General features: G+C 70.5%; 5 protein-coding genes and 1 pseudogene. 5 read left to right on the forward strand and 1 reads right to left on the reverse strand.

Translation table 11 applies throughout. The features are described from left to right. Together H0U68_RS23140 and ispH are read left to right on the forward strand one after the other, a co-directional pair. Positions 1 to 80, forward strand: a pseudogene (locus tag H0U68_RS23140) (peptidylprolyl isomerase); the annotation flags it as partial. After that, positions 77 to 1066 (forward strand): 4-hydroxy-3-methylbut-2-enyl diphosphate reductase, encoded by a 990-nt coding sequence (ispH, locus tag H0U68_RS23145; protein ID WP_296359255.1) that lies wholly within the window; start codon positions 77 to 79, stop codon positions 1064 to 1066. The pseudogene H0U68_RS23140 and the gene ispH, both read left to right, overlap by 4 nt. An 11-nt stretch (positions 1067 to 1077) precedes the next feature. On the opposite strand, the gene H0U68_RS23150 is transcribed toward ispH, so the two are convergent. Then, positions 1078 to 2040: a LysR family transcriptional regulator gene (locus H0U68_RS23150; protein WP_296359256.1), complete on the reverse strand. Its 963-nt coding sequence runs from the start codon at positions 2038 to 2040 to the stop codon at positions 1078 to 1080. Between the two features lie 89 nt (positions 2041 to 2129). On the opposite strand from H0U68_RS23150, the gene H0U68_RS23155 reads away from it, so the two are divergent. The 3 genes from H0U68_RS23155 to H0U68_RS23165 form a co-directional block, all read left to right on the forward strand. Next, positions 2130 to 3101 (forward strand): 2-enoyl thioester reductase domain-containing protein, encoded by a 972-nt coding sequence (locus H0U68_RS23155; RefSeq protein WP_296359257.1) that lies wholly within the window; start codon positions 2130 to 2132, stop codon positions 3099 to 3101. Positions 3102 to 3183: 82 nt separating this feature from the next. Continuing rightward, complete coding sequence (locus H0U68_RS23160; RefSeq protein WP_296359258.1) at positions 3184 to 4125, forward strand: threonine/serine dehydratase; 942 nt, start codon at positions 3184 to 3186, stop codon at positions 4123 to 4125. 55 nt (positions 4126 to 4180) lie between these two features. Further along, positions 4181 to 5243 (forward strand): DUF2868 domain-containing protein (locus tag H0U68_RS23165; protein WP_296359259.1); only part of this gene is annotated, 1063 nt, incomplete at its 3' end.

Raw genomic sequence — 5243 nt, forward strand, 5'->3', positions numbered from 1 at the left:
ACGCGGTGCTGTTCGACTTCAATCATCCTCTGGCCGGTCAACCCGTCACCTTCGAAGTGCAAGTGATCGGGGTGCTATGAACGACGAGAAATTCACCATCGTGTCGTCACCGTCGTCGTCATTGCCTTCACCTTCGGACGTCGAAATTCTGTTGGCGGAGCCGCGCGGTTTCTGCGCGGGGGTCGACAGGGCCATCGAGATCGTGGAGCGCGCGCTGCGGAAGTTCGGCGCGCCCCTCTATGTGCGCCACGAGATCGTGCACAACACCTTCGTGGTGAACGACTTGAAGGCCAAGGGCGCGATCTTCATCGAAGACCTTGCCGACGTACCCCCGGGCGCCACGCTGGTGTTCTCCGCGCACGGCGTCAGCAAGGCGGTGCAGGCCGAGGCGGCGGCGCGCGGCTTCCACGTGTTCGACGCCACCTGCCCGCTGGTGAACAAGGTGCACATGGAAGTGGCCAAGCTCGCGCGCGAGGGCTACGAGTTCGTGATGATCGGCCACAAGGGCCACCCGGAAGTCGAAGGCACCATGGGCCAGCTGGAAGCCGGCATCTACCTGGTGGAAGACGTGGCCGACGTCGCCGGCATCCAGCCCACGCAGTCCGAGCGGCTGGCGGTGGTGACGCAGACCACGCTGTCGGTGGACGACGCGGCGCAGATCATGGCCGCGGTGCGCGCGCGCTTTCCGTCGATCCGCGAACCCAAGCAGCAGGACATCTGCTATGCCACGCAGAACCGGCAGGACGCGGTGAAGATCATGGCGCCGCAGGTGGACGTGATGATCGTGGTCGGCAGCCCCACCAGCAGCAACAGCAACCGCCTGGCCGAACTGGCCCGCAAGCTGGGCGTGCCCAGCTACATGGTGGACAGCCCCGAGGAGTTGAAAGCCGAATGGCTGCAGGGCGCCGCACGCGTGGGCCTGACCGCCGGCGCCTCCGCGCCCGAGGTGCTGGTCAACCAGGTGATCGAGCGCATCAAGGCGCTGGGCGCGGTGTCGGTGCGCAAGATGGACGGCGTGCAGGAGACCGTGCATTTCCCCTTGCCCAAGGGCTTGAAGCTGGACTGACGTGAGTCCCGCTACTTGCGCGGACTGAAGGCGCGCAGTTCCTTGGCGCTCAGCAGGAAGGGCTGCGGATCGGCAAGGCGCGTCCCCAGATGCTTTACGAACAGCGTATCGCGCAACGGCTGCATGTCGCTGCGGTTCAGGTAGGTCACGGCAAACAGCCGGCTCGCGTCCAGATCACCCAGCAGCAGCGGCACCAGCTTGCCGTCGCGGATCGGCTGCACCGCCACGTAGCCGGGCAGTTGCGCGAAGCCCAGGCCGGCGACGGCGGCGTCGCAAACGGCTTCGATGTCGTCCAAGCCCAGCGGCCCCTGCACCTCGACGGCGAAGCGCTGGCCGCTGCCGTCCATGAATTCCCAGGCGAACGGCTGGTTGGCGCCGCGCAAGCGAAAGCGGATGCACTGCGCACCGCGCAGGTCCTGCGGCCGCCTCGGCGCCGGATTGCGCTTGAGGAACGCGGGCGAGGCGCACACGTACATCGGCAGCGGCGCCAGCTTGCGGGCGATCAGCCGCGCGTCGTTGGGCAGGCCGCCGCGCACCGCGATATCGAAGCCGCTTTCGACCAGGTCGAGCACGTCGTCGGTCAGCGACAGCTCGATCTCGATGTCGGGATGCAGCATGCGGAAATCGATGACGGCAGGCGCGACGAACCTGTGCCCGAAGCTGAGCGAGCTGGTCACGCGCATCAGGCCGCGCGCCTCGGTGCGGCTGTTGCGCACCTCGGTGATCGCCTGGTCCAGCTGGCGCAGGCCGCTGCGGCAGCGCGCGTACAGTTCCGCGCCCATGTCGGTCGTGCCGACGCGCCGCGTGGTGCGGTTGAGCAACTGCACGCCGACCGCGTCCTCCAGCTTGCGCACCGAGCGGCTGGTGGCGGCGGTGCTGGTGTTCAGCAGCCGCGCGGCGAGTGTGAAGCTGCCTTGCTCCACCACGCAGGCGAACACGCGGAGGTCCGGCAGCAGAGCGTGATTGTTGTCCATAGCGAAAAAATGTACGCCGTAAACAGCACGAATGATCGCGGTCAATACAACAAAAATCGGGCATCCGAACCCGCAACCAAGGAGTGCCCGTGAACCAATCCCACATGCAGGCTGCCGTGTTCCATGCCGCCGGCGATCCCCAGCAAGTCATCGAAGTGCAGCGCATCGCTGTCCCGCAACCACAGGCCGGCGAGGTGCTGGTGCGCATCGAAGCCAGCCCGGTGCATCCGGCCGACCTGATGTTCATCGGCGGGCACTACCGCATCCAGCCGCGCCTGCCGCAGGCGGCGGGCCTGGAAGGCTGTGGCGTGGTGGTCAAGGCCGGCGCGGGCGTGCAACTGGCCGAAGGCACGCGCGTGGCGTTCCGCCACCCGGGCTGCTGGGCCGAGTACGCGGCGGTGCCGGCCGACAAGCTGTTCGTCGTCCCGGCCAAGGTGGCGCCCGAGGCGGCGGCGCAGTTCGCGCTCAACCCGGTCACCGCCTGGGGCCTGCTGGACGACAGCGGCGCACAAAGCGGTGACTGGATCGCCATCAACGCTGCCAGCTCCACCGTGTCCGCGCTGGTGCGCGGCCTGGCGCGGCGGCGTGGCATCCGCGTGGTGAGCATCTATCGGGGTGCGCCGCCCGCAGGCACGGCATCGGCGGTGGGCTCGCAGAGCGCGGACCCGGCCGCGGCGGTGCTGGCCGCGGCCGGAGGCGAGCCCATGGGCGCACTGCTCGACTGCGTGGGCGGCAGCGCCGTGATGCGCATGCTGCCCGCGCTCAAGCCGGGCGCCGCCATCGTGAGCTACGGCGTGCTGGAGCGCGAGCCCGCTGCCATGGGCAACGCCGACCTGATCTACCGCAACCTGACCTGGCGCGGCTTCGGCGTCGACCACTGGCTGCGGCGCAACACCGCGCAGCGCGAGGCGATGGCCGAGGGCTTGTGGGCGGCCATTGCCGCCGGCGACATTGCGCTGCCGGTGCGTTCGACCCACGGGCTTGCGCAGGCGCGCGCCGCCATCGCCGGCGCGACGCAAGGACCCAACACCGGCAAGGCGCTGATCGTGCCGGGCGCCTGAGCTCCCGGGCATCCGGCATTCGTTCTGACACCGTGCGGATAATGGTGCGACCTCTTGTGCCCGAAGGGCTGAAGCTCGCACCATGAACCCTACCGACATCGATGCCGCGGCGCGCCGCCTGCGCGAAGGCCATGCGCACTTCATCCGCGAAACGCCGCTGTGGAAGCTGCCCGGCCGCGCGCTGGGCGTGGACTGCGCCGAGGTGTGGCTCAAACTGGAGCAGCTGCAGACCGGCGGCAGCTTCAAGGCACGGGGCATGCTCAATCGGCTGCTGTGCAACCCGATTCCCGCCAGCGGCGTGATCATCGCCTCGGGCGGCAACGCCGCCATCGCCGCGGCGGCAGCCGCAGCCGAGCTTGGCGTGCCCTGCGAGGTGTTCGTGCCGACCACGTCCAGCCCGGCCAAGCAGCAGAAACTGCGCGAGCTGGGCGCGCAGGTGGTGGTCACCGGCGCCGCTTATGCCGACGCGCTGGAAGCCTGTCTGGCGCGCCAGCGGCAGACCGGCGCACTGCTCGCGCACGCCTACGACCAGCCGGAGGTGGTGGCCGGCGCCGGCACGGTGGCCAGGGAGATCGAGGCGCAGGGCGGCCGCCTGCCCGACAGCGTGCTGGTCAGCGTGGGCGGCGGCGGCCTGATCGCCGGCATCGCTTCCTGGTTCGAGGGCCGCGCGCGCGTGGTCGCGCTGGAACCTGAACGCGCGCCCACGCTGTACCAGGCGCGCGCCGCCGGCGAGCCGGTGGACGTGGCGGTGAGCGGCGTGGCGGCGGATGCGCTCGGCGCCAAGCGCATCGGCAACATTGCCTGGACGGTGACGCAGCAGCACGTGAAAGACGCACTGCTGCTGCCCGATGCGGCCATCCGCGATGCCCAGCTGTGGCTGTGGAAGCAGATGAAGCTGGCGGTCGAGCCGGCGGCAGCGCTGGGCCTGGCGGCGCTGCACAGCGGCGCCTGGAAGCCGCGCGCGGACGAGACGGTCTGCCTGCTGCTGTGCGGCGCGAACCTCGATCCCTCCACGCTGGCCTGAAGTCCGCCGCGGTACCGCGCCGCGGCGGCGGCCGATCTGGCATCCTTGGGCGCCCATGCCGTCCAGCCCCGCCACCTCTTCCGCACCCGACACGCCGAGCACGCTCACGCTCGATGAAGCGCACGCGCGCCAGCTGGTGCTGGTGCAGGCCATCGAATCGGCCGACCCCGAAGGCAAGCTGCTGGGCCTGTCCGAGCGCGACGCGCTCGAGCAGGCGGCGCTGCAGGCCAGCCGCGACACGCCAGGCCAGCAGGCGCCCGATGCGGCGCGCTACCTGCAGGAGCGCGCGCGGCGCTTCCTGGACATCGTTTCGCACCGCAACCCCCGCCTGGCCGCGCTGCAGGAGCCCGCGCCCTGGCGCGGCGTGCTCGGCTGGACGCTGCCGGTGCTGGCGCTGCTGATGGGCGCGGTGCTCGACCGCATCGAGGACCCAAGCCGCGTGGACATGCTGTCGCCGCCGCTGCTGGCGTTCCTGGCATGGAACCTCGTCGTCTATGTGCTGCGGGTCGCCGCGCCCTGGCTGCCCAAGGGCTTGCACGAACGCGGCCCGCTGGCCGAGCTGCGCCGCTGGCTGGGCATGGCGCGGCCGGCCGAACGCCTGCGCGCCGGCGTGCACAGCGCCAGCGCGGCGCAGTTCCAGCTGCGCTGGTGGCAGGCGGCCGGCACGCTGGAAGGCTGGCGCATCAAGCAGCTGGTGCATTCGTGCGCGGCCCTGTGGGCGCTGGGCATCGCGCTGTCCATCGCCGTCGGCGGGCTGGTGCGGCAGTACCAGGTCGGCTGGGAAAGCACCTGGCTGGACGCGTCGCAGGTGCATGCGCTGCTGCGCGTGCTGTTCGCGCCCGTCACCGCGCTGTTTCACCTGGAGCCGATCGGCCTGGGCGAGCTGGAGCGCATGCATTTCCGTACCGGCATGCGCCCAGGCCCTGCCGACGGGCGCCGCTGGGTGCTGCTGTACCTGGGCCTGCTGGCGCTGCTGGTGATGCTGCCGCGCACGCTGCTGGCGCTGTATGCCGGCTGGCGCAAGCGCCGGCTGCGCCATGCCGTGCGCATCGACCTGCGCGAGCCGTACTTCGCCGAAGTGCTGGCGCGCGTGAGCCCGGTGCGCGTGGCCGTGGCCC

Source organism: Ramlibacter sp. (genome assembly GCF_013697775.1).
GTDB lineage: Bacteria > Pseudomonadota > Gammaproteobacteria > Burkholderiales > Burkholderiaceae_C > Ramlibacter.

Coding starts and splice junctions, on each gene's coding strand:
- ispH (WP_296359255.1), top strand. CDS start 77: ATGAACGACGAGAAATTCACCATCGTGTCGTCACCGTCGTCGTCATTG.
- H0U68_RS23150 (WP_296359256.1), bottom strand. CDS start 2,040: ATGGACAACAATCACGCTCTGCTGCCGGACCTCCGCGTGTTCGCCTGC.
- H0U68_RS23160 (WP_296359258.1), top strand. CDS start 3,184: ATGAACCCTACCGACATCGATGCCGCGGCGCGCCGCCTGCGCGAAGGC.